We start from the raw sequence: 688 nt of genomic DNA on the forward strand, positions 1-688 counted from the left end.
TGTTGGGAAGGGCCGGAACCGACAGCTTTTCAGGCTTTTCGCGAACCAGACGCCTGCGGGGTTTAATCCGCAGGTTGAGTTCCAGTTCCCGATAGATCCGATAAACCCGCTTATGATTCCAGAGCTGTCCCTGCACATTGCGCAGATACAGGAAACACAGACCAAATCCCCATCTCCTGTGAGCCTGGGTCAGTCCCACCAGAAGAGCGGCAATCCTGTCGTTCTCCGCTGCCAGTCGCGGACGATAGCGAAAGCAGGTCTCGGATATCCCAAAAATCCGACAGGCCAGCGCAATGCTGACCCCATGATGCGCCACAGCCTGTGCGGCCAGTTCCCGGCGCTGGGCTGGCCGCTTCATTTTTTTCCAAGGGCTTCCTTCAGGATATCCGTCTGCATGCTCAAATCCGCATACATGCGCTTCAGCCGACGGTTCTCCTCTTCCAAAGCCTTCATCTGACTGATCATCGAAGCATCCATGCCGCCATATTTCGCGCGCCACCGGTAAAACGTGGCGTTGCTAATCCCATGCTCCCGGCACAGGTCAGGAACCGGGACACCGCCCTCAGCCTGGCGGATCACACCCATGATCTGGGCGTCAGTAAAGCGATCACTCTTCATCAGAATCTCCTCAATTCTTACGCTGAGAAAATTCTCATTCAAAAGTCACTCTTTTTATGGGGGGATTACC

The 688-nt window shown here is 54.9% G+C and carries 1 pseudogene; it reads right to left on the reverse strand.

Annotated features, from left to right (window positions below):
* Positions 1-618: pseudogene (locus CFR79_RS15550) on the reverse strand (transposase); the annotation flags it as partial.
* Positions 619-688: the final 70 nt, after the last annotated feature.

The sequence above is a fragment of the Komagataeibacter saccharivorans genome, assembly GCF_003207825.1.
Lineage (GTDB): Bacteria > Pseudomonadota > Alphaproteobacteria > Acetobacterales > Acetobacteraceae > Komagataeibacter > Komagataeibacter saccharivorans.